Annotated in this window: 22 protein-coding genes; 3 read left to right on the forward strand and 19 right to left on the reverse strand. The window is 48.1% G+C overall.

The genetic code is table 11. From position 1 onward, the window contains the following. Nucleotides 1-365: 365 nt before the first annotated feature. The 7 genes from ACJJIO_RS19865 to ACJJIO_RS19895 all read right to left on the reverse strand — a co-directional run bounded on the left by ACJJIO_RS19865 (nucleotide 366) and on the right by ACJJIO_RS19895 (nucleotide 5,211). Nucleotides 366-893 carry a dihydrofolate reductase family protein gene (locus tag ACJJIO_RS19865; RefSeq protein ID WP_444909574.1) on the reverse strand — a complete coding sequence of 176 codons (528 nt, stop codon included), beginning with the start codon at nucleotides 891-893 and terminating at the stop codon, nucleotides 366-368. Between the two features lie 79 nt (nucleotides 894-972). Further along, nucleotides 973-1,662, reverse strand: a complete 690-nt coding sequence (locus ACJJIO_RS19870; RefSeq protein ID WP_444909575.1) for a DUF899 domain-containing protein — start codon at nucleotides 1,660-1,662, stop codon at nucleotides 973-975. A gap of 50 nt (nucleotides 1,663-1,712) precedes the next feature. Beyond that, nucleotides 1,713-2,195, reverse strand: coding sequence for a VOC family protein (locus ACJJIO_RS19875; RefSeq protein ID WP_444909576.1), 483 nt, complete (start codon nucleotides 2,193-2,195; stop codon nucleotides 1,713-1,715). Between the two features lie 281 nt (nucleotides 2,196-2,476). After that, a complete protein-coding gene (locus ACJJIO_RS19880; protein WP_444909577.1) occupies nucleotides 2,477-3,118 on the reverse strand; it encodes a YdeI/OmpD-associated family protein in 642 nt (213 codons plus the stop codon). A gap of 202 nt (nucleotides 3,119-3,320) precedes the next feature. Continuing rightward, nucleotides 3,321-3,971, reverse strand: coding sequence for a dihydrofolate reductase family protein (locus ACJJIO_RS19885; RefSeq protein WP_444909578.1), 651 nt, complete (start codon nucleotides 3,969-3,971; stop codon nucleotides 3,321-3,323). Nucleotides 3,972-4,079: 108 nt separating this feature from the next. Continuing rightward, on the reverse strand, nucleotides 4,080-4,553 hold the full coding sequence (locus tag ACJJIO_RS19890; protein WP_444890283.1) for an SRPBCC family protein: 474 nt from the start codon (nucleotides 4,551-4,553) through the stop codon (nucleotides 4,080-4,082). A 313-nt stretch (nucleotides 4,554-4,866) separates the two neighbouring features. Next, nucleotides 4,867-5,211 carry an ArsR/SmtB family transcription factor gene (locus ACJJIO_RS19895; RefSeq protein ID WP_252081673.1) on the reverse strand — a complete coding sequence of 115 codons (345 nt, stop codon included), beginning with the start codon at nucleotides 5,209-5,211 and terminating at the stop codon, nucleotides 4,867-4,869. Nucleotides 5,212-5,371: 160 nt separating this feature from the next. On the opposite strand from ACJJIO_RS19895, the gene ACJJIO_RS19900 reads away from it, so the two are divergent. Then, complete coding sequence (locus tag ACJJIO_RS19900) at nucleotides 5,372-5,860, forward strand: SRPBCC family protein (protein ID WP_444909579.1); 489 nt, start codon at nucleotides 5,372-5,374, stop codon at nucleotides 5,858-5,860. A gap of 212 nt (nucleotides 5,861-6,072) precedes the next feature. Here ACJJIO_RS19900 and ACJJIO_RS19905 read toward each other — a convergent pair whose 3' ends face one another. The 11 genes from ACJJIO_RS19905 to ACJJIO_RS19955 all read right to left on the reverse strand — a co-directional run bounded on the left by ACJJIO_RS19905 (nucleotide 6,073) and on the right by ACJJIO_RS19955 (nucleotide 18,438). Then, nucleotides 6,073-6,408 (reverse strand): DUF6488 family protein, encoded by a 336-nt coding sequence (locus ACJJIO_RS19905; RefSeq protein WP_444909580.1) that lies wholly within the window; start codon nucleotides 6,406-6,408, stop codon nucleotides 6,073-6,075. 46 nt (nucleotides 6,409-6,454) lie between these two features. Beyond that, nucleotides 6,455-7,003: a hypothetical protein gene (locus ACJJIO_RS19910; RefSeq protein WP_444909581.1), complete on the reverse strand. Its 549-nt coding sequence runs from the start codon at nucleotides 7,001-7,003 to the stop codon at nucleotides 6,455-6,457. A gap of 51 nt (nucleotides 7,004-7,054) precedes the next feature. Then, a complete protein-coding gene (locus ACJJIO_RS19915) occupies nucleotides 7,055-7,750 on the reverse strand; it encodes a HupE/UreJ family protein (protein ID WP_444886199.1) in 696 nt (231 codons plus the stop codon). A 62-nt stretch (nucleotides 7,751-7,812) separates the two neighbouring features. After that, a complete protein-coding gene (locus ACJJIO_RS19920; RefSeq protein WP_444909582.1) occupies nucleotides 7,813-10,968 on the reverse strand; it encodes an efflux RND transporter permease subunit in 3,156 nt (1,051 codons plus the stop codon). A 9-nt stretch (nucleotides 10,969-10,977) separates the two neighbouring features. Then, nucleotides 10,978-12,207 carry an efflux RND transporter periplasmic adaptor subunit gene (locus ACJJIO_RS19925; protein ID WP_444909583.1) on the reverse strand — a complete coding sequence of 410 codons (1,230 nt, stop codon included), beginning with the start codon at nucleotides 12,205-12,207 and terminating at the stop codon, nucleotides 10,978-10,980. Next, a complete protein-coding gene (locus ACJJIO_RS19930; protein WP_444909584.1) occupies nucleotides 12,204-13,517 on the reverse strand; it encodes a TolC family protein in 1,314 nt (437 codons plus the stop codon). Before ACJJIO_RS19930 ends, ACJJIO_RS19925 begins: the two co-directional genes overlap by 4 nt. A gap of 10 nt (nucleotides 13,518-13,527) precedes the next feature. Continuing rightward, entirely contained in the window at nucleotides 13,528-14,481 is a 954-nt protein-coding gene (locus tag ACJJIO_RS19935; protein ID WP_444909585.1) for a hypothetical protein, read from the reverse strand. Continuing rightward, nucleotides 14,478-14,864: a BlaI/MecI/CopY family transcriptional regulator gene (locus ACJJIO_RS19940; protein WP_444909586.1), complete on the reverse strand. Its 387-nt coding sequence runs from the start codon at nucleotides 14,862-14,864 to the stop codon at nucleotides 14,478-14,480. The genes ACJJIO_RS19935 and ACJJIO_RS19940 overlap by 4 nt, the downstream gene beginning before the upstream one ends. A gap of 489 nt (nucleotides 14,865-15,353) precedes the next feature. Then, a complete protein-coding gene (locus tag ACJJIO_RS19945; protein WP_444909587.1) occupies nucleotides 15,354-17,027 on the reverse strand; it encodes an FMN-binding glutamate synthase family protein in 1,674 nt (557 codons plus the stop codon). A 223-nt stretch (nucleotides 17,028-17,250) separates the two neighbouring features. Continuing rightward, a complete protein-coding gene (locus ACJJIO_RS19950) occupies nucleotides 17,251-17,850 on the reverse strand; it encodes a short chain dehydrogenase (RefSeq protein WP_444909588.1) in 600 nt (199 codons plus the stop codon). A gap of 240 nt (nucleotides 17,851-18,090) precedes the next feature. Further along, nucleotides 18,091-18,438, reverse strand: a complete 348-nt coding sequence (locus ACJJIO_RS19955) for a winged helix-turn-helix transcriptional regulator (protein WP_444909589.1) — start codon at nucleotides 18,436-18,438, stop codon at nucleotides 18,091-18,093. A 112-nt stretch (nucleotides 18,439-18,550) separates the two neighbouring features. Here ACJJIO_RS19955 and ACJJIO_RS19960 point away from each other — a divergent pair, with 112 nt between their 5' ends. Continuing rightward, nucleotides 18,551-19,342, forward strand: coding sequence for an SDR family NAD(P)-dependent oxidoreductase (locus ACJJIO_RS19960; RefSeq protein WP_444890296.1), 792 nt, complete (start codon nucleotides 18,551-18,553; stop codon nucleotides 19,340-19,342). Between the two features lie 107 nt (nucleotides 19,343-19,449). Here ACJJIO_RS19960 and ACJJIO_RS19965 read toward each other — a convergent pair whose 3' ends face one another. Continuing rightward, nucleotides 19,450-20,307, reverse strand: coding sequence for an urea transporter (locus ACJJIO_RS19965; protein WP_444909590.1), 858 nt, complete (start codon nucleotides 20,305-20,307; stop codon nucleotides 19,450-19,452). A gap of 187 nt (nucleotides 20,308-20,494) precedes the next feature. On the opposite strand from ACJJIO_RS19965, the gene ACJJIO_RS19970 reads away from it, so the two are divergent. Continuing rightward, nucleotides 20,495-21,919: a serine hydrolase domain-containing protein gene (locus tag ACJJIO_RS19970; protein ID WP_444909591.1), complete on the forward strand. Its 1,425-nt coding sequence runs from the start codon at nucleotides 20,495-20,497 to the stop codon at nucleotides 21,917-21,919. Nucleotides 21,920-21,986 lie beyond the last annotated feature (67 nt).

Below are 21,986 nucleotides of genomic sequence, written 5' to 3' on the forward strand. Positions count from 1 at the left end.
TCTTCACTTCTTTTAACTGGTTCATATTAAGGTAAAGACGCCCCATTGTCCGCTCCAGCTACTTCAACCATTGCATGGACTTACAAAGCCGTATTCAACTTTGCCAAAGTAATTAATGCTCGTATCGCCTTCTATCCGAATCAAGTGGTAACCAAAAGGTTGAGGCCTTATCATGACAGTATAAAAATTGGTGATTACACCGGTACAAGATAGATGGCTATTTGAACTGTATCAATCAATCCATATGACTGCTGGAATATAGGAATTCCACGGATTTCCGTGAAGGCCTAATGCCCTTAAAGAAAATAGAAACTTTGCGATTTGTTATACTTCTCCACCTTTCTGCAAGCACTTGTAGCGAAGGATCACCCCCCCGATTTAAGGGCGTCCGTCCGCATGAGTTCGAAATTCTTCTGGATGGCGTCAGCTTTGAAGAGAGGTGAGCCTGCTCCAAGTACGATGGGTGCAAGACATATCCGGTATTCATCCACCAAGCCCCTTGCGAGCAGAGTAGCCACAAGGTCTGCGCTTCCGAAAACGAAGATATCTCTCTTCCCGGTCTCCTTCTTCAGCGTGCTAACGTGTTCGACGGCCTCACCTTTTAAAAGACGAGTGTTTGACCAATCGGCGGTTTCAAGTGTGCGCGTGATGACAGCTTTCTCAAGTGAGTTCATCATGTCCGCAACCGCCCCGGTTTCATTCCTCCAATGACTGGCCATCCCCTCATAGGTGCAGCGTCCAAACAACAAGGTGCCGATTTCATCGCCCTGCTGAAGAGAGAAAGCTTCTAACTCGTCGCCCCACACTGTTCCGTGATGGTCCAACGCCCAGGGCGCAGTGCCTTCAAAGTACCCGTCCAACGTCATCACATTCCAAACAACTAAACGCCTCATATCCTGTTTCTCCTAAACAAGCGATTGAGTAGATGAATTCTTCCCTTTGTAGCTGGATGATGTGTGGCAGGCACCCGTATTAGCCATATTCGTTGTGTCTCCGCCACCAATGATATGGCTGTGTCTGCTGAGTGCCGTCGGGAGCCGCTTCCCAGTTTTCCTGGCGGCCGAGCGGTGTGATATCCAAAAGAGTCCACACCGTGCCAAGTGTTTCGACACCTCGACCGTTAGTGAAATAGGTTCGATAGAGGTCCTCTCCATCGCGATAGAAAACGTTGATGCCAAATCCGGTAGCCACATCGAAATCAGCGTTGAAGCTGTCCTTGGTTTCATACCAGGGGATTGCCCAACCCATACGTTTCCGGAATGCCTCTATCTCAACGATTGGCGCTTTTGACACAAAGACGAGAGAGGTGTCTCGGGCATGTAGATGGGCAAGATGAGGAATCTGATCGGCGACCATGCAGCAGCCTTCGCACGGGCTGGGATCAGCGGGCTTCAACATATGGTGGTAAACGATGAGTTGTGAATGGTCATCGAATAAGTCAGCCAGAGTCGCAGTGCCTCCTGGACCCGCAAAGGCATAATTTTGTTCGATCTTAACCCAACCCGAATACCGTCGTTTTTCTGCCAGCCGGTCGTGGGCACGGGTCAGCTCCTTTTCTGCTTTGCGGAGTTCAGCGAGTTCATCCTTCCAGGCCTCCGGTAACAGGATCTGCCGGACTACTCCGGAGATCTCCTTAGTTTTCCTGTTCTGAATTAAAGCCATAATCAGCTCCAGATCTTGAGTTAAGTTGAGAAGAGTACTTCCCTATGAACTCATACTTCCTCGGCGGCTGCCTCTATCGTGGCGATATCGATCTTACTCATGGACATCATCGCCTTAAAGGCACGCTTCGCTTTGTCACGATCAGAGTTCGTTGTCAGATCCAGAAGCTGTCTTGGTGTAATTTGCCACGAGTGGCCCCAGTGATCCTTGCACCAACCACAGGCACTTTCTTGTCCACCATTACTGATGATCGCCTCCCAGTAGCGGTCGGTTTCTTCCTGATTCTCGGTGACAACCATGAAACTAACGGATTCATTTGGCCTGAAATTCGGACCGCCATTCAGACCAATAAACTTGCGCCCGAGTACGGTAAATTCGACAGTCAGTTCACTGCCTTCCTCACCGCCAGGGTAGTCGGTCACCGCTTGATTAACTCGATCTACATGACTATCTGGAAAAGTTGCGGCGTAGAATTCCGCCGCCTTCTTTGCTTCGCCATAGTCAAACCACAGGCAGTTTACGAGTTCAGTCATATGTATTCTCCTATGCTTTGGACAGTATGCGGTCTCTTCACCGTCAGCTTTGAAGGTTGCTGCAATGCGCTCCATATCGTAACTGCGCCCTGGTTCAGGTTTGATAAAGACCCCTGCCCCTTTGGTATTTGTGATGAATGGCGGTCTCGGTACCCTCCCGAGGAGGATGTTCTGTTACCTCACTCGGCATGATAAATATCGTCTAGAACTGCTTAGCCAAATCTGCGCTATTCCAAAGGTCGCTCGAGGTCGATGCGAGTTGTTCATCGATGCATCTTTTTTTATCGCTCCATAGCGCCTTTGCCTGAAATTATTTTGCTGCGGAACTTGGCTATTCTCGAAACCCGTGTAGCTGGTTTCTTGGCTGAATTTAAGTTGAAGGCATAGCCTCTCTGGCGCCCTGGTGTTAATGCATGAAACGCTTCTGCAAGCTCGGGGTCGGCATCCATGGCTTCAACCAGTTCATCTGGGAGCTTGATATCGCGTTCTGCTTTTGGGGGCTTAATGCCGGCTTTGGCATATCCCTTCGCTTCCTCGATGTAAGCTCGTATAACTGATTCGAGCTTTGTCACTTGGTCGTTGGATTTCAGGGGGATCATATGTGGGTGTTGGGTATTCTCACCACGCTTTTGAAGTAAGCCTTTGGTGTCTTTCAATAACGCCGCATCCATAAAGCTAATGAGGAATTTCTCTCGAAACGCTCCAAGGATGACAATATTTCGACCGGCGAATGTGTAGCAAGGCTGCCCCCATTTTACGTGCTCTTCCAGATCCATGCTCTGGCATATCCGGCGCAACTCATTAAGGCCGGATTTCCATTTCTGGGTCGAGCAATCAGGCGTTGCAAAGCGTTCACAACGCCCACAACCTTTCGAAAAATAATCTGCGATATCTGAAATCATTGCTATAACCGGTTGTCCCATACGAGCAAAGTCCCTGCCACTATCAAACTATCATTTTTCCGGAGTTAGATTTTGATGTCCCCTCCCCTACGGCTCCTGCCTTTGAACCCTCGTAATTTAGCAACTATGGCGTTCCATATTTATCTGTGAGTTTTGATCAGCGTCATAACCAGCATTCAAAATCTCCTATCGATTATGCCAGCTTGCGATTGGGCTGCCGGCGCTAACCTTGTTGAAGCGAGGAGTCTCCAGTGGAGATACTTCCATCCCGCATATAGGTTACGCAAATAGCGCCACTATCTGTCGTCGTAGATTGCTGTACATGGAACCCCAAAGGGGTCACACCAGCACCGAAGAGGCGCTTTCCTTTGCCCAGAACCAAGGGAAAAATCAGCAGTTTAAACTGATCTACCAGGTCTGCTTTAAGTAGAGTCTGAATAAAATTGGCACTGCCCGGAACCAGCAAGTCAGGACCATTGATAGCCTTGATTTCACGAAGTCGTGCGACCGGATCATCGCCCAGCCATTCGCTGCCTTCCCAGGTAAATTCAGGTTTCGTGCGCGAGGCCACATACCGTATTGTACTGTCAATTTTTTGGGCCATCTGGATTTCTCCATCATCAACACCCTCAGGTGGAGGGTCAGCAGCTACTTTTGGCCAATGAGCAGCAAAAATATCGTAAGTCCGATGGCCAAGCAGGAGTTCGAATGGGGCTGCGAAGACATCTCCCATAAATTTACCTACACCTTCATCGAAATAAGGTACCACCCATCCACCATGCTCAAAGCCCCCTGAAGTGTCCTCCTCTGTACCACCGGGAGCCTGCATCACGCCATCCAGACTAACAAATGTGTTTACAATTATTTTTCGCACACAGTTCTTCCTTGGTGATTTTGTTGATCAAAATGGCGTCTCGAGTTGTGCTTAGGCTATTGCTTTCAATCACCATTGAGACTTGAAGAGATAGCTTATTGATCTTCTTTATTCGACTTCCACCCTTGTTGCCTCCAGGTAAGCGGCGAGATTAGAAAGAGCGCACTGCCATCCATTGCGTGTTCCGTCGATCATTCCCAAACCGACCAAAGAGGTGATCTGTATCGTCACCTGGAGTTCAGTCGCGCGCTTATTTTGACTAATCGCCACGGTGATCAAAGAGGCACTCAATAAAGAGTCGTCGGTATACACACGCTCGGTAAAAAGCAGGCGATGCGGCTTACTGATGTCGTAGTAGTGTGTTTCGACTCGGAATTGCAGATCATTCTTTTGGCCGCACCGATGTACGTCAAGGCCTCCGACGCGAAAGTCGTTTTCAATAAACTCGACTGCCTCATCCTTAGAAGGTGCCCCCCATATTGATCGGGCTTTTGGGTTTTCCCATGCTGAAAAAACCTGTTCTGCTGGTGCTTTGATTGTTTTACTGATGGATATGGTGTCGTGCGATAACTGTTGGCTCATGCTAGTCCCTTTGCTTAATGGCAGTTCCCAGGCTACCGACTAATAGTTAGCTGATTGGATAACTATAAAAAGCAATAATAGTTAGGTCAATGGATAACTTACTAGTGGCGTAAAAGAGTAAGAGAATTGACCTCTATCTGCTCAGAGTGAGGTGCAATGACATAACAACTATGATCGGTAATGTCATAAGAGGGTGCGGTATGTGAGCCGATCACACCCTCCAGTTTTTTAACTGAAGATCAAGTAGTCGGCTATTGGAATGGAGGGGTGATCTACAGGGTTTGTAATATGGCACCCTGTATCTCTATCGTACTCAGTCATCCTGTCCTTCAGCGCCAAGTGCTTCGACAAAGCTCGCCATTCTTGCCATCCGGCCTTCCCACTGGGCGGTCTGTTCATTAATCCAAGTTTCTGCAGCTGTCAGTTGCTTCGGCTTGATCTCGCAGGTTCGTACGCGGCCAATTTTCTTGGAGCGGATCAAGCCCGCATCTTCCAACACACCAATGTGCTTCATGAATGAAGGTAGTGCCATTTCAAACGGTTTAGCGAGCTCGGTGATTGATGCTGGTCCGCTGATCAGGTGCTGAATGACAGCGCGGCGCGTTGGATCTGCTAAGGCTTGGAAGACTGTATTCAGATTTTCGTGATTGTTACCCATTTGACTAAGTATATAGGTGTAAAATCGTTAGGCAATGGCCGCGGTTTGCTAATGCCCGAAAAAACACCCTAACAAAAGTGCTTCATCTCCTCCCTAAAAGATATGTTTTAGTGTTAACAGAAAGCAGGAAACCTCCTGATAAAAAGAACAAGGTGCAATAGTGATCGATTTTTCCTATCAAGCGGACGTTCAAACCAAGCCTATCTCCTACACCGTCAGGGCAACACCGGAAGAAGTCTTTACAGCCTGGGTTACGCCGAGCATGGTTGAAAAATGGTGGGGGCCTGACGGTTTCACTACGCGTGTGCTCAATCTCACGGCAGAGGTTGGCGGGAGTTTTGCTTTTGAGATGACAGCTCCAGACGGTAGCTCTTGCGTAATGTCTGGAGTATATCGTCGTGTCGATAGACCGAAGTTTCTAAGTTTTGAGGTCCATAAACATTGCAATCTCAGCTTGCCACATGGCACCGAACCGCAAAAGAATTCGTCATTGGTCGAAGTAGTGTTCAGAAGCAGTGAGCTTGGCACTGTCGTTTCGCTTACGCATACACTTCTAAACCCTGACTACGCAGAGCTGGCAGCGATCAGTTGGGCCCAATCACTTCGATGTATGGAGGCTCGATTTTCTGGATCGGCAAATCTGATCTGAGATGGCAAGGTGTCTTTGATGGCAGTCATGCGTCTGTGCACATCTTACATGCTGTCTAATTTGATACTACCAACCACATGCGCATTTAAGGCCTTAAATTCTTCATAGCGTTTTCTGACGTATAAAGTTCGACCAATATGCCTATCAAGTGTGTGAAGAATTTTCATTGAAGGCAGCGGCTAATTTACCGCTGCCAGAGTATGTCTTATCAGTTAGAGGTTCTGCACTTTAAAAGTCAGAAAGTAACCTTCGGTGCTTAAGAAAACCTGTAGCTGCTGATTCAGTACACCACCCTGCTCTTTTGCTGTAACAACCCACTGACGCTGATTGTTAACACGCTGCATAGCGGCGCTGAGCGGCTTGTCAGACCATAACTCGTTAAGCTTACCCTCTTTGATTAGGCGAGCGACTTCTTGGCTGGCGATGCCTTTGGCTTCTACCATGGATACAGTGGCAAAATTGTCTCTCTCATGGTCACCATGGGCGAAAGCAAGATTTGCGAAGCCTAAGGTAACTGATACACAGATGGCTCGAATAAGTTTGTTCATAATACTCTCTTTCTTCTCGGTTTTAGCGAATGTTGATCAAAAAGCGTTACTGTTTGAGTCCAATAACCTCGTAGAACCCTTTTGTTTTTAGAGTGATCTTCACAGATTCCTGACCGTTATTTTTCCAATACCAGCCATGGGAACCATCAAAAGGCGTGGTGAGAGAGCCACTCATCTTGTTTGCGGTAGCAATAGCAAAGCTCTCAAAGTAGCCGGTAGTATCGCCTGCGGGTTCGCCGTGAAAATCAAAGTAAAGTTCACCACTCTCCGTTACCCACTCGTACTCCAGATGGCCGTATTTATCCAATTGAAATTTGTATTCAATCCCACGGCCAGCGGGCACTTCAATAGTTGTGGTGTCAGTTCGATAAGCAAAGGTCTGCTCGCCACGCTGCACTACTTCTGGCACAGCGATTTCCTGCTCTTGACTGTTTAATTCAGTCAGCCCCAGTGCACTGCCGATTCCAGTAGGATCTATATTGTATTCAGCTGGCAGGATTACTGTGGTCAACATAATGGCTGCAAGCACGCCAGCAGCAAGTGTGGATTTAATCAGCGTTTGTGCAGACTGCACTGGCATTTCAGTTGTATTCATTCTGTAAGCTCTAAATCTGTGTTCTTTCTGTTCAATAAATTTGTAGGCTATCTAACCTACGAAGTAACCTGTCATCTGGTAACCCACCAACATCAGTCCACCACTCATTAGTAAGGTATTTGTCATAGTGGAAAATCGCAGGAAACTGTCAAAGCGACGCCAATAATTGATGGCGAGGAGAATAAACAGCAACGCAACAAACTGACCAATTTCTACTCCGACATTAAAGGCCAGAATGTTCTCCACCAACCCATCGCTGGACAGCTTGAATTCCTGTAATTTGGTAGCCAAACCAAAACCGTGGAAGAGTCCAAAAATCAGTACGGCAGCCTTGGTATTAGGCTGGAAGCCAAAAACCCGTTTGAAGCCGCCGAGATTATCGAAGCCTTTATAGACAATGGATAATCCAATAATGGCATCGATCAAATAGGCATTCACATGGGTGTCGTTCAGTACTCCAAATAAAAGGGTTAAGCTATGACCGAGCGTAAAGAAGCTTACATAGATAAGAACATCTTTTGAGCGATATAAAAAGAAAATGACTCCCACCAGGAACAGCAGGTGGTCATAGCCAGTCACCATATGCTTGGCGCCAATATATAGAAAGGGAATAATAGATACCCCTTCATTACCGGCAAGAAAAGTCTTGGTCGCATCGTCCACTCCATGGGCAAATAGCGGCATAGATATCACCATACCTGCTATCAGCGCCATCAAGCCGAAAACTGTTTTTAAACTATTGTGCAACGTTACAATCTCCCGTTATTAAAGTTCTAAATTCTTGTGAACCAAAGCGCACACAGGCCCAGTTAACTGGCTCCAGCCAGAGCCACTTCAGGGTTATCTTGTAAGCTCTCCGACTTGGCATTCCTGCCATGTAAAATTCTGTAGAGTGCCGGCAACACTAAAAGTGTCAGGATTGTTGATGAGACAATACCGCCAATAACCACCGTAGCCAGTGGGCGCTGTACCTCAGAACCAATACCAGTATTCAGGGCCATGGGCACAAAACCGAGTGAGGCAACCAGTGCGGTACTAATGACCGGACGTAAGCGGATCAGGGCGCCCTCAATAATGGCCTTTTCTATGCTGTAACCTTGGTCACGCAGGTCGCGAATAAAGGAAACCATCACCAGGCCGTTAAGGATGGCAATCCCGGAAAGTGCGATAAAACCAACCGCAGCGGAAATGGAGAAAGGGATATCCCGCAACATTAAAGAGAGCACACCGCCGGTTAATGCGAGGGGTATACCGGTAAAGATAATTGCCGCATCTTTTATGGAGCGAAGCGCCAGCAGGAGAAGCCCCATAATCAATACAAGGGTCAGCGGCACTACAATCGATAAGCGTTCAGTAGCAGACTGTAGCGTTTGATAGGTTCCGCCGTATTCAACCCAGTAACCGGGTGGTATTTCCACTTTATCGGAAACGGACTGCTGTACATCAGCAACAAAGCTACCCAGATCCCTACCCCGAACATTAGCCGTTACCACTACCCTGCGTTTACCGTTCTCGCGGAAAACCTGATTGATACCGGCAGTGAGTTCCAAGCTGGCAATTTCCTCCAGGGGCACATAGTTGCCATTGGGTCGATGAATCGGCAGTTTCTTTAGCGCATCCAAATCCTGGCGCAATACCTCTGGCAAACGCACAACAATATCGGTGCGGCGGTCTCCTTCATAAAAGCGGCCAGCAACCGTACCTCCCAGGGCGGTTGCCAGCTGCTCCTGTACCTGATTGATAGCCAGCCCATACTGGGTTAGTGCGGCCTGGTCAGGAACAATGGCGAGAACCGGTAAACCGCTGGTTTGCTCCATCTGTATATCAGCAACGCCTTCTACACTGCCAATAGCCGCTTCAATTTCACCGCCCAAACGCTCTAATTGCTCAAAGTCATCGCCAAAGACTTTGATCGCCAATTCCGCACGCACCCCCGCTAAAAGTTCGTTAAAGCGCATCTGGATTGGCTGGAGAAATTCATAGCGGTTGCCGGGGATTGGCTCTACCAGCTTTGCCAGCTCTTCTACCAATTGCTCTTTCTGCTTATCCGGATCTGGCCACTGAGACCTGGGTTTCAGGATAATAAAGTTATCGGCAACACTTGGGGGAACGGCATCGGTAGCCACTTCTGCAGTACCAATTTTGGCGAATACACGCTCCACTTCGGGCAACTCTTTAATCCGCTCCTCCAAGGATTTTTGTAGTGCAATCGCTTGTTCCAGGGATGTGCCGGGAATACGCAAGGCGTGCATGGCAATATCGCCTTCATCCAGATTCGGCACAAATTCGCTACCCATTCTGCTCGCCGTATAGCCGGATACCAACACCAGTATCGCAGCAATAGCGACAACCATGCCACGCTGGCGCAATGCAAACTCCAGGGCCGGGCGATAAAAGCTATTCAGCTTCTCCAGTGCAGGGTTTTTCTTTTCGATCACCGGTTTGCGAAATAGCAGCGCTATGCCGGCTGGCACCAAAGTGATGGAAAGAAACATCGCAGAAAGCAGCGCAATCACCACGGTAATTGCCATCGGATGGAACATCTTGCCCTCCACGCCGGTCAGGGCAAAAATGGGTAAATACACTGCTGTGATAATGAAAACACCAAACATGGCCGGGCGAATCACTTCCCGCGTCGATTGAAATACCAGGGTAAGCCGCTCTTTTAGATCTAACTGGCCACGCTCGCGGGCGGATTCGCTGAGACGTCGCAGACAGTTCTCGACAATAATGATGGCCCCATCCACCAACAAGCCAAAGTCCAGCGCCCCCAGACTCATCAGGTTTGCACTTACGCGGGCCTGAACCATGCCGGTGATAGTCATTAACATGGCCACCGGAATGACCAGCGCAGTGAGAATTGCTGCGCGAACATTCCCCAGCAGCAGGAAAAGAACCGCGATAACCAGCAGCGCACCTTCCATAAGATTGGTTTGGACCGTGCGCAATGTCTGGTCAACCAGACCGGTACGATCATAAACCGCAGTCAATGTGATACCAGGCGGTAGGCTCTGTTTGATATCCTCTAGCTTTTCACCAACTGCACCTGCAACGGTGCGACTATTTTCGCCAACCAGCATGAAAACGGTGCTCATCACCACTTCCCTGCCGTTCTGAGTAGCCGCCCCGGTGCGCATTTCGCGCCCCTCTTCAATCTTGGCCAAGTCGCCAAGGCGAATAGCAACGCCATTCACTTCCGCAACCAGGAAATCCTTCAGTGTCTCTAACGAGCTTGCCTGCCCAGGAACCCTCAGCAACCACTGGGCGCCACTGTGTTCAATAAAGCCTACACCGCGGTTACGATTGTTCTCCTCGATCGAGCGAATCAGGTCTTCCTGCGTCAGGCCGAATGCCAGCAGTTTCTCTGGCTCTATAGCAATTAGAATTTCTCTCTTGAACCCGCCGATCGGATTGACTTCCACCACACCAGGTACACGCAGTAACTGCGGGCGCACAATCCAGTCATGCACCGAACGCAAGTCTTTAGGTGTTACTGCACTGCCATCAGCATTGGTGGCTCCGGGTTCGGAGTCCACTGTGAACATAAAGATTTCACCAAGACCTGTGGCGATGGGTCCAAGCTCCGGCTCCAAACCAGCAGGCAGTGCACCACGTACACTAGTGAGCCGTTCATTCACTAACTGGCGGGCAAAATAAATATCGGTGCCATCTTCAAAAATCACCGTAACCTGAGACAACCCATACCGCGAAACGGAGCGTGTATAAGCAAGGCTCGGCAATCCAGCCATTGCATTTTCCACTGGGTATGTAACCCGTTGCTCAACTTCTTTAGGGGTATACCCTGGTGCCTCCGTATTAATAACCACCTGGATATTGGTGATATCCGGTACCGCATCAATGGGCAGCCGGGTGAAATTCCAAATGCCCAAACCGTACAGTAGTAGCACAAGGGCAATAACCAGCCCGCGATTTTGAATTGAGGTTCTTATCAAGTACTCAAGCATGTCGAACCCTCAGTGATCGTGGGATGCACCGGACTTTTCAATGTCCGCTTTAATGATGTAGCTGTTACCGGTGACATATTCGATTCCCGGTCGAATCCCCCCCAGCACTTCTACCCAATCACCGGCTTCACGCCCTAACTCCAACATACGCACTTCATACTGGTCGCCCACCTTGGCATAAACGACAGTAAAATCGCGGAACGCCTGTAAACCGGAACGCTTGACGGCAAGAGGCACCTCATATTCAGCAACTTGGATATCGCCGCTTACAAAAGAACCCGGTGCGAGGCCTGCGGGAATATCTTGCAGTGACACTCGAACGGCGGTGGCCTGGTTGGGTTTCATCAAAGTATCAATTTGTTTCACTACCCCGAGCAGAGGAGTTTCCAGGGACTTGATATTGACGGAAACGGGCGTGCCCTGGCGAATCTGGGGGCGTGTCGAGGGAAAAACATCCAGCTCTGCCAACAAGGCAGTATCATCGGCAACCGTTAATAAAGCTCTACCTGCGGTCTGTTCACCAGGGTTTACATTGCGCTGGACTACTACACCGGCAATTGGGGATTGAATAGTGTAGGTGTTTAGGTTTTGATTGCTGTTAATGGTAATCAGGGGTTGCCCTTTTTTAACGCGCTCCCCCAACCCCACCTGCACAGTTTCTACAAAGCCATCGAAACGCGCACTGATTTCACGAACCTGCTCTGGATCTACAATAAGCCTGCCGTAAGCGCGGCTGGTTTCACTCATCCTGGCTGGGCCAACGGTTTCCGTATCAATTTCCATGGATTCAGCAATACTGGATTCGATACGGGTTCGCCCCTCAAAATTATCGTATTGCCAACGGTATTCTTGCCCCTGGTACTTGGCTGTTAGAGTCACAACAAATGAGTGGGGCTCATAGATCACCATATCACCACGCAGATAATCTCCCTCGGGCCTGAATTCGATGTGGTCCTCTCCATCTCCAAGCCTTGTAAGAATCACTTTAAGATCAACCTGTTGAGGATTAACCAGCTCTCCATCGTTACTCACCCAAACCCGAAACTCCGGGGGAACACCAGTTTCATAAATACTTAGCTCAACGGCAAAATCACCTTCTCGCAACATGCGCCCACGATTGGGACCTTTTTCCGGTTCCGCCTCTGCGACAGCTCCGGCCGCATAGACACTGCCGCTGCCACTAAGGAACAAGGAAAGTAAAGCACTGAATATCAGGCTGGAAAAAACTGCGGATCTCATATCTCGCTCTCGCTTATCTGTGCCAATGACAGGCCGGTAAGTTTTTCAATTTCAATCAGGCTAAGGTGTGCGTTGTACTGTGCCTGGATCAGTGAAAGCTGCGCATCGCTAAGCCCCTGTTGGGCTAGAGCCAATTCCGAGTAGTTGTAGCGGCCACGTCGATAGGCTTTTTGCGTAGCGGTGAGCGCCTTATCCAGACTGGGAATCATCTTTTCATTCAAGGCGGCAGCCACGTGCCGGTGATGCTGTAGCCTTTGGGTCATCACAAAGAGTTGTGTATCCAATGCAATCTCTTTCGCATTTCTTTCTGCTCGAAAACGATTCTGTTCCGCTCTCAAAGCAGATACCTTGCCGCGATTGCGATCGCCTTTACCTAGTGGGATTGCGAAACCAGCCACCAATCCATAATCTCCGCTCGCTTCGTTGCGACGAATTCCTGTATCAATCCGCCACTGAATGCCCGCTTCTGCACGTGCCAAATCAATTTCCGCCTGCGCCACGCGCTCACGGCTCATAAATATTTCTAAATTTGGGTTGCTCGCCACCAAGCTTCGCAATCTAGATAAATCAACCTCGGGAATGACACTGGAAAGAGAGCCGGACACCCCAAGAAAGCTGGGCTCTCTGGAGCCCCATTGGGCAGCTAATTGATATCTGACAATATCCAACTCGTGCTCGACATCTTCCACAGCTAAGAGTCGACGCTGCAAATCGACTTCCGCCCGAAAAGCATCGGCTTCATTCGTTCTGCCAACACTAACCTGACGATTAATTTCAGCGGATATCCTACGAGCCAAGTCGACTGCTCTTTTAGCAATTTCCAGGCGTTCCTGCTGCACCAGGACCTGGAAAAAGTAACGCGCGGTATTTGCGGCAACTTCTAACTCAAGAACCTGCTTTTGGGCCTCAATCACGGAGGTCTTACTGCGTGTAGCCAATACACGTTTTTCTGCAAGATCACCCTGTAATAGCCAACTGATGCCGACTGTTACCTGGGAACTGCCGTTGCCATCGCTGCTCTTGTCCTCCCTCAACCCCTCTGCGGCAACACTAAGCTCCGGGCGTGGTCCAAGCTTGGCGTGCTTCGATAAAGCATCCACAGCCTCAAACTGATATCGGTAACCCGATAGTTCAGGATGATTTTGCAAGCTTTTAAGAATTGCCTGCTCATAAGTGAGGCCCGATAACTCCTCGCCCTGTTCTGCCCTAAGGGGCCCACTTAATGCGACTAAAAAGAACACGGCTCCGGCCACAAAAAACCGATTAACAATCGGTTTTTTAGTTATGACTAAACGCAAACAATTAAACACTTCGGCTTCCTTAGTGGGAGAAAAGGGTTTCGATGGTGTGGTGGAACGCATCCACCGAAACAAGGCAAGTGCCTGTAAGAGCCACAAACATTCCAGCTAATAACAAGGGGGGTAAGCTGCGCCCCTTATCATCAGACAGCAAGTAACGAATACGAGCATCCAATTGGTCAAGAGCGAAATAACAGACCATTGCTGAACTTCTCTCTTTGGGCTGCAACCCATTGGAGATACGGGTTACTTTAAGCAGGGTTTGTGCGATAAAAGTCTCACTCCACCCCTGTCTATGGGCATAAGCATCTGCACGCTGCTCCATACACAGCGCCATCTGTCGATTCAAGTAATTCCCCAAATGCGTAGGGAAAAAGCTGGCAAACAAAGCGAATATTAATTTCTTCAGAGGATCAAATTTTTGCGCATGGGCTTCCTCATGTAAGCGCACCACCTCAAATTCTTCCGCTGTTAACTGGTCTCGCAGACCGCTGGTATAAAACCCTTGCGGACGGAGCAGACCACTGGTGAAAGCCTGGGGCCCCTTTGCCTGGATGATGCTCTGATCAGACTGATCCCTTTCGCAAAGTTGCATTAACAAACGGAGCTGCGCCAAATGGCGATGAGCTCGTTTAAAACTTTGAAACACCAAAAACCCGGTAAGAAAAAGAAATGCAATGGTAAAAACACCATGCCAACTGTAGAGGTTAAAAGCGTTGATATGGTGCCAGTGCGCCAGTGATGCAACGCCTCCCAAAAGGCTGGGGAAAGCCAGGATAACAGCGGCAGTGGAAGCCGCGAACCACGGCAGCAATACCGCGCTCCACAGTAGTAAACGCCGGCTACTGGCAGACAGGCGAAGTGAATGCCGGGAAGCAGAAAGGCAGGCAGCTGATACCAGTAGAATACCGACAAACAGGCCAAGCGCTGCAATAGTCAGCAGGTTTAGCCAGAGTGCAACCTGCCCCAAAATCATTCGCGATCACCCTGCTGGCGCTTAATCTTCTGGCTTTCGATCAATTGCTCCAGCTGCTCCAATTGGCTTTCGCTTAACTCCGATGAGATGGAGGTAAATGCGGCTACCAACCCGTTCTCATCATCAACGAACTCACGAGTAACGTCTTGAATCAGCTGCCCGACAAACTCGTAGCGTTCCACTGCCGGGCTGTATTGGAATGCATGCCCCTGCTTCTCCCGGGACAGCAAACCTTTCTTGTAAAGGCGATCCAGCGTGCTCTGGATAGTATTGAGAGAACCTCCACGGGCCCGGCTCAAGTCCGAGTGGACCTGTTTGGCATCCGCAGATTTTCTATCCCAGAGATATTGGAGCACCTGTTTCTCAAGATCACCAAGTCGCATAGACCATTATTCCAACTGTTAAAATCATTCCTTGAATGATGGTAGAGCGACAAAAACCGATCGTCAATAGGTTTTTAAAATAGAGAAAGAAACACGATCAAAGCCCCTTTCGGGCTCCAAATCACTTGAGCTAAGTTACTTTAATCAAAGGCTAAATCAGCTCACTACATTTAGGACTCTTGTCTATAAATCGCTCCGAAAGCCCCATGGGGCGAGCCATGAAGAGCACATCTGCTGCATCGCAGTTCTTGCAAGGGGCTAAGTCCGTCCGTGTCGAGATGCGCTTAACATCTACAGCCTTCAAGGCTTTGCGAAATTATTCAGAGTCTCCCAAGATTTCATATAAATTCGCTCGGTTAAATTTCCAACAACAGTGTGCAACGGTTAACTTTTTGAGAGGTGATTGATTAAAGTCGTGACTTTAATCTCACTGCTTAAGACCGTTTATTTCAGGAGCCTCACAACAGTTTTGGGGGGCATGATCCCTGGTCAACTGAGCGCAAGTTCAGCTGTGCCGGCCTCGCTTTCCGAATCGATACCGGCTGGGCCGTTCTCGGTTGGATCAAAGCTGTCGGCACGTGCCATGCGCCAGGCCCGGGCATAGAAGCCCCCCTCGCTATGTGCCCTGAGCAATTCGCCAGGCTTGAGGTAGACGTGGATTTGCGAAAATAGCTGAACTTCTGTGCCACCGGTACGGCGTACTAGGTGTTTTCCTTCTAGCTGTGCTGGATGCTCTAATCCGGCGGCGGCTAACATCTCGGCCAGGGTACTAAGGGTGTTGTGGTGGAAATTATGTACCCTGTCGGCTTTCTCCGGCACCACCAGGGCTCGCTGTCGCAGCTTGTCTTGGGTGGCTACGCCCGTGGGGCACTTGTTAGTGTGGCAGGATTGGGATTGGATACAGCCGATTGCAAACATAAAGCCGCGTGCCGAGTTGGCCCAGTCGGCCCCTATAGCCAGCACACTGGCAATATCGAACGCCGAGATTATCTTGCCGCTGGCACCTATCTTGATCTTGTCTCGCAGGCTCAGGCCGACCAGGGTATTGTGGATAAACAGTAGGCCTTCGCGCAGGGGCACGCCGATATGATTGGTGAATTCCAACGGTGCTGCTCCAGTACCCCCTTCCTTGCCATCTACCACGATAAAATCTGGCAATATGTCACTTTGGAGCATGGCCTTTGCGATGCCGATAAACTCCCAGGGGTGTCCGAGGGCCAGCTTAAAACCCACTGGTTTACCGCCGCTAAGTTCCCTCAGTTGTTTGATAAAAGTCAGCAACTCAAGGGGGGTAGAAAAGCTGTTGTGGCTCGAAGGTGAGATGCAGTCCTCGCCCTCAGGTACGCCGCGGGTGGATGCTATCTCCGCAGTCACCTTGTGCCCGGGTAGGATGCCGCCATGGCCGGGCTTGGCGCCCTGGCTGAGTTTTAGCTCAATCATCTTAATTTGCGGGTTACGAGCCTGTGCCTTGAAGCGGTCTGGATCGAAGCTACCGTCCTGGGCTCGACAACCAAAGTAACCCGAGCCTATTTCCCAAATCAGATCGCCGCCGAACTCGCGATGATAGGGGCTGATGCTGCCCTCCCCTGTATCGTGGGCAAAGTCCCCTAGCTTGGCGCCCTTGTTCAGGGCCCTGATGGCGTTAGCACTAAGGGACCCAAAGCTCATAGCGGAGATATTGAAGATTGAGGCCGAATAAGGCTGGCTGCACTGAGGTCCCCCTATGAGCACCCTGAAGCTCTTGTGCTCTCTGACCTCCTTGGGGCGTATGGAGTGATTGATAAACTCAAAACCAGGTTCGTAGACGTCAATCAAGGTACCAAAGGGTTTGGATGCATTCTCATTCTTGGCCCGGGCATAGACCAGGGAGCGTTGGGCCCGGGAAAAAGGCAGCTCGTCTTCTTCTCCTTCTAACAGGTACTGGCGTAGCTCTGGGCGAACACGTTCCATGAGATAGCGAATATTGCCCAATATGGGGTAGTTACGGCGCACCGCATGGGTTTTTTGAATCAGATCGTAAATTCCTAGGAGGCTCAGAAGGCTGCTGATTGCGGCAATAGGCCAGAGCCAGGAGTAAGAGTGCAACAGAGGCAGGCTGACGATAGTCGTGAGAACACAACAGCCAAAAAATGTATAGCGATTGAGCAGGAATATTTTCATCATTGTATTTCGTACAGGCTATTGCTGTTTTCTCTCCTTGAAGAATGTATTTTCTACCAGCTCGGAGTCAATCGCATTTACGTTGATACTCTATGTAGTTACTTCACTAACTCACGTCTTGATCAATTTCGCCAAGAAAAAGCTAGTGTATCAATTAATACATAACCATCAATAAACTGCATATCATCGATATAAAAAGTCTCACAATAAGTTTCAGTTTTGAGGGTTATATATAATCTACTACGTCAAAAGACTGCCCAGTTTCATTGGTTAAAACTGCATGGCGATACGCTTTTGCAGTGTCCGACGCTGAGATGCCGCTAGAACTATCCATACCCATCATATCCATGGTTTCTTTCACAAAATGTGGACTAACAGCATTCAAACGAAGCTTATGGCTGAGCTCTAACGCTGTGGCTTTCACAAAGGATTCAATGGCCCCATTCACCAGGCTGAGTGCAGAACCGCCCCGCATAGGATGTTGAGCCAAAACACCTGAAGTTAAAGTGATACTGCCACCCTCTCGAATATGGTCACGGCCAATCTGGAAAATACTAATTTGCCCTAACAACTTACTGTTGATAGCTGCCTTAATTTGATCAAATGTCAGTTCCTCAACTGGCGCAAAAACTGCATTTCCAGTGGCTGAAACTACGGCGTCAACTTGGCCGACTTTCTCAAACATGGCCTTGATAGATGCCCTGTCCTCAATATCAACTCTGTAGTCGCCTTTGCTATGACCTACTTTTACAACTTCATGGTCTTTAAGTTCAGCCACAATTGATTTACCAATGGTTCCGTTAGCGCCAATCACTACAATTTTCATGCTATAACCGTCCTTAGTTTGTTAATTAAAACATTCAGCTATTCTTTGGTCATAATGGAAAAGTTGTGCCTAGAAATGCACCACGTTAAAGGTTTTAGTGTAGCTATTAATCAAATGGAATCTTGTGTTCCGGTTTACCTTCAAACTCAACTCTTATCAGATAGCTTGCGCAATATATATTGGAAAACGTAGTGAAATGGTTTTGATTTGGATGTGAATATGATCCTTGTAGGTAATTTTTCACTGTGAGTTCATTTGATCTATCTCATCTTGCAGTTTCTCTAATTCCTCCAATACAATTAAAAATTTTTTACCAAATTTTGTAACTGTGTATTCAACCCTGGGAGGAATTTCGTTATAGCTCACGCGTTCCAAGATACCAAACTCTACGTTTTTACGGAGACATTCATTAAGCACTTTTGCGCTCAGACCCTCCACACTGCGTACCATCTCTCCTGGTCGATTTATTTCCAAAGCCAGCAAGCGGTAGACTGTAAGCGACCATTTACAGCCATAGATAGTCTCAACCATCCGGGCGCTTTGCTTTGGTGGCGCCTTTCTTAGGACTTTCTTTTTGTTTGGTTCCATAAATACTTACCAAAAAGTAACTAATACACCGAATTGTACCTACTTTTCATCAGGGCTTTGCTTTGCCTAGACTACTTGCACGCTATCTACATTATCTTATCGAGGAAAATTTGTGAACGAGACTATAGTTGAAGCTAAAGACAAAGATAGACGTGAGTTGGCCCTTGTTGTGGGAGGATCAAGTGGAATTGGACTAGCTACTGCGGAGCAGCTGATAAAACAAGGGATAACGCCCATAATCGTTGGTAGTAAGGAAGCAAAGCTAAAAAAGGCAGAGGATTATCTATCTACCTATGGTGAAGTGAAAACGCTCCAGGCAGATCTTTACCAAGAAAAAGATGTCAGTGCTCTCATTGAGCTTATCGAGAAAGATGAAGCTCATTATCGATACTTGGTAAATGCTGCGGGTTATTTCAACCCCAAGCCATTTCTATTGCATGAAAATGATGACTATGACAGATATCTAGAAATCAATCGTTCGTTATTTTTTATTACTCAAGCTGTTGCGAAGAATATGATAAAGCATGGCTCTGGTAGTGTAGTTAATATTGGTTCTATGTGGGCCCAGCAAGCAATTAAAGCCACTCCATCTTCAGCATATTCAATGGCAAAGGCTGGGCTCCATGCCCTAACCCAGCATTTAGCCATGGAGCTTGCCGAGTACAACATAAGAGTTAATGCAGTCTCTCCAGCAGTCGTGAAAACACCAATTTATGAGAACTTTATTGATCCTAATGAAATAGATGAAGCACTATCCGGATTTGATTCTTTCCACCCCATTGGGAGAATTGGTGTGCCAAATGATGTTGCAAATGTTGTTAACTTCCTTCTAGGTGAAAACTCTAGTTGGGTTACCGGTGCAATTTGGGATGTAGATGGTGGTGTAATAGCTGGAAGAAACTAACAGATATCTATTAAGTTATTCTTTGTGAAGATAAAAAGCTCAAGTATGCCTAGTTAAATACTGTGGCCGAATCAGTCATAAGATTTGGCCACACTCTGACCTTTCTATCAGTAAGTTAATGAAAATCTTTTCTTAAGCAATAATATCGCCCAACTGGAAAGTACAAATGGTGCTGTTAATACAACGATGCCAGTATTGATAAAAGCCATTGCGATGGGCACGGTTAATGCACTCCCCACAAGTGGAGCAAGCCATTGCTTACTTCTACTTGTTAAGGCAATAGCACAAAGTGATGCATTGTAGCCAAAGATTCCGGCAAGAATGAGTGTTGTCGATAAAGATATAAGCTCAGCCAATAATGTAGCAAATAGCCCACCAATGATGCCCCAAAGGGCATGTAACTTATTGGAAATGAAAATCCCAAGCAAAAAACAAGCCCCCGTAATGGCATTATTTTGGAAGATAATCTGTCCTATACCTTCGAATATCCCCCAAGTTGAGATTTTTTCACTAATTGATGTTATAGCTGGCTCTAGATTGAGTGCCGGAGCCATGGCCCAGATAACCCATATCACCATAATGTATGGTGCGGTATAAGCTGGAAGAGGAAAGTGAATCATCATTAAGCGCATTATTAAAACGGTTAGAGCGCTTCCAGCAATAATTAAGAAAACGGTGAGTGACGAAGGTGCATATAAAGAGAATACGACTACACCAATCAATGCGCCATTGTACCCAAATAGCCCCTCTTCAATATCATTCACCGGGTAATGTTTAATATGTGCAAAAATTGTTGAGGAGATAACACCAACTAGGACTCCAATAGCCATAGTGATGGAGTTAACTGCCACACCAAACAAAAACAAAGCTCCACTCAATGCGTTCTTCTGTAGGATGACTTGGCTAATTCCCCTGAGTAGGCTGACAAGGAAACAACAGACCTTTGTGGATATCGATTTCTTCATAAGTCGCTCAATCTAATTCACTCCTTTGTACTCATTGACAATATGACGAATGAAATACTGAAACTTCTGTAGATATTGGTAGTCGATACTCTTTCAGCAATTTGATTGTTTTAAATTAACGATTGGTTAGGTATTGTAAACATATATTGATTTTCCTGACTGACTTCTTTAATAGGTACTGATCGCCATGGATCGACGTGATTTTTCTAAAGTTTTTTTGGGGGCTGCCATCGCATATACCCTGCCCCAGCCACTCTTTGCGTTAGACGCTTTATCAAATAATACAGCGAAAGGTGTAGACGAGCTTCAACGTCTTGTACGTCATCGCATTCTTAAGCAGCATGGGGCACATGCAGCGGTTACAGGCACCCTGAAACCCTCTGGTCGTCGCATCATTACCGTTCGGGACCCTGAAGCCAAGGACGACTACCAGCTAGGCGGTGATACCATTTTTGAAGTTGCCTCGCTAACTAAGATTTTTACCGCCCTGCTATTAGCTGTTGAAGTCGTACATAAGCGCGTAAGGCTCGACGACCCACTTCAGGATTACGTACCAGACGGAGTAAAGGCTCCAACTTTTAAAGGACGACAAATCACCCTCACCGACCTGGCTACACATGGTGCTGCATTGCCGCTTAGGCCCAACAACCTTGCTACATCGGTACCCGATGCGCCGAATAAATATGCAGGTTATTCCTTTGAACAGCTCTATGGCAGCTTACCAAGCTACCATCTGCAAACTAGTCCAGGCTCTCAATTTAACTATTCAAACCTGGCTTTTGGACTTTTAGGCCAGGGCATTGCTTTGAAGTCAGGCCGCTCTTTTGCAGAGATACTGCGAGAGCGTGTAACAGAGCCACTGGGGTTGAGTGACACTACTTTAGAGGATGACCCGAGAAAGGCAGCTCGACGCGCTCAAGGCCATGACTTTTACCTCAGCCCGATTGGCCCCACTAGTGATGGTGTGCTCGCACCGGCTGGTGGTTTGCGCTCTACTGCCAACGATCTCCTCACTCTTCTCGACTTGTTCACCAACGGCCAGGGCCCTAAGGATTTGGTGGCTGCCTCACGTTTGATGTTGTCGGTCGATAGGCCTGGGGGCAATGATATCACTCGCATGGCCCTGGGTTGGCGCAGAACGACTACCCATGGAGAAACCTATTATTGGTCTAACGGCAGCAGCGATGGATCACGCACATTTATGGGTTTTAACCCAGCACGGAGAGCCGGTGTTGTTGCCTTGGCAGATGCTGCGAGTGGCGAAGGATTAGACGATATCGGCCACCATTTTTTGAACCCCCAGCAAACAGTATCTACTAAGATCGTCCCTACCCCAGATTTCATTTCTCTACCTGAGAAAGTTCTTTTAAGGGGGATCGGACACTATGAGCAGGCTAAGGACGATGTCATTGAGATTAGTCGTGGCTATACGGGCCTTATTGTTTCAGCGGGATACGGAGAGTTCGTCATTCGGCCGCAATCATCCACACTATATGCTTCTAAGATGGTACCAGGGCTAACTATCGAATTTGAAGGAGCCGATGTGGGCCCTGTCGTTTCGCTGATCCTCCGTCAAGATGACAAAACCTATATCTACAAGCGTGTACCATAACGTGGAAGTCCAGAGAAGAGCTTAAACTCTTCTCTCTTCTCTTTATTATTAAGAAGGCCCCTACCCA

The organism is Microbulbifer mixtoriginis (SeqCode) (assembly GCF_052467235.1).

What these genes read in the sequence shown, in the direction of transcription:
- ACJJIO_RS19865 (WP_444909574.1), bottom strand. Translation starts at nt 893, where the DNA reads ATGAGGCGTTTAGTTGTTTGGAATGTGATGACGTTGGACGGGTACTTT.
- ACJJIO_RS19870 (WP_444909575.1), bottom strand. Translation starts at nt 1,662, where the DNA reads ATGGCTTTAATTCAGAACAGGAAAACTAAGGAGATCTCCGGAGTAGTC.
- ACJJIO_RS19875 (WP_444909576.1), bottom strand. Translation starts at nt 2,195, where the DNA reads ATGACTGAACTCGTAAACTGCCTGTGGTTTGACTATGGCGAAGCAAAG.
- ACJJIO_RS19880 (WP_444909577.1), bottom strand. Translation starts at nt 3,118, where the DNA reads ATGGGACAACCGGTTATAGCAATGATTTCAGATATCGCAGATTATTTT.
- ACJJIO_RS19890 (WP_444890283.1), bottom strand. Translation starts at nt 4,553, where the DNA reads ATGAGCCAACAGTTATCGCACGACACCATATCCATCAGTAAAACAATC.
- ACJJIO_RS19895 (WP_252081673.1), bottom strand. Translation starts at nt 5,211, where the DNA reads ATGGGTAACAATCACGAAAATCTGAATACAGTCTTCCAAGCCTTAGCA.
- ACJJIO_RS19905 (WP_444909580.1), bottom strand. Translation starts at nt 6,408, where the DNA reads ATGAACAAACTTATTCGAGCCATCTGTGTATCAGTTACCTTAGGCTTC.
- ACJJIO_RS19910 (WP_444909581.1), bottom strand. Translation starts at nt 7,003, where the DNA reads ATGAATACAACTGAAATGCCAGTGCAGTCTGCACAAACGCTGATTAAA.
- ACJJIO_RS19920 (WP_444909582.1), bottom strand. Translation starts at nt 10,968, where the DNA reads ATGCTTGAGTACTTGATAAGAACCTCAATTCAAAATCGCGGGCTGGTT.
- ACJJIO_RS19925 (WP_444909583.1), bottom strand. Translation starts at nt 12,207, where the DNA reads ATGAGATCCGCAGTTTTTTCCAGCCTGATATTCAGTGCTTTACTTTCC.
- ACJJIO_RS19935 (WP_444909585.1), bottom strand. Translation starts at nt 14,481, where the DNA reads ATGATTTTGGGGCAGGTTGCACTCTGGCTAAACCTGCTGACTATTGCA.
- ACJJIO_RS19940 (WP_444909586.1), bottom strand. Translation starts at nt 14,864, where the DNA reads ATGCGACTTGGTGATCTTGAGAAACAGGTGCTCCAATATCTCTGGGAT.
- ACJJIO_RS19945 (WP_444909587.1), bottom strand. Translation starts at nt 17,027, where the DNA reads ATGATGAAAATATTCCTGCTCAATCGCTATACATTTTTTGGCTGTTGT.
- ACJJIO_RS19950 (WP_444909588.1), bottom strand. Translation starts at nt 17,850, where the DNA reads ATGAAAATTGTAGTGATTGGCGCTAACGGAACCATTGGTAAATCAATT.
- ACJJIO_RS19955 (WP_444909589.1), bottom strand. Translation starts at nt 18,438, where the DNA reads ATGGAACCAAACAAAAAGAAAGTCCTAAGAAAGGCGCCACCAAAGCAA.
- ACJJIO_RS19965 (WP_444909590.1), bottom strand. Translation starts at nt 20,307, where the DNA reads ATGAAGAAATCGATATCCACAAAGGTCTGTTGTTTCCTTGTCAGCCTA.
- ACJJIO_RS19970 (WP_444909591.1), top strand. Translation starts at nt 20,495, where the DNA reads ATGGATCGACGTGATTTTTCTAAAGTTTTTTTGGGGGCTGCCATCGCA.